This window comes from Paenibacillus sp. 7541 (assembly GCF_002276395.1).
Lineage (GTDB): Bacteria > Bacillota > Bacilli > Paenibacillales > Paenibacillaceae > Paenibacillus_AQ > Paenibacillus_AQ campinasensis.
Map to the genome: position 1 here is coordinate 1 of NZ_NQLZ01000091.1, position 248 is coordinate 248.

Sequence of the window (248 nt, forward strand, 5' to 3'; positions counted from 1 at the left end):
GCCTCGATCTTGGTACCGTCGACGAAGTAATGCTCTAGCTTAATGTAGCCCTCTTCCACAAGCAGTTCCAACACAGCCGTGAATACTTTTTCGAGAACGTCTTTCATCCGCTCTGAGCGGAATCGGTTTATGGTGCGGAAGTCCGGGCGCTGCCGGGCGGCAAGCCACATGAAGGGGATGTTCTCCCTCACAGCCTTCGCAATTTGACGGGATGAATAGATCCGTTGGCTGTAGGCGTAAATGATGAT

General features: G+C 52.4%; 1 protein-coding gene. It reads right to left on the reverse strand.

What is annotated here, in order from left to right:
* Window positions 1-248, reverse strand: a 248-nt coding sequence (locus tag CHH75_RS24570; protein WP_141235890.1) for a transposase, incomplete at both ends; no start/stop codon positions are given.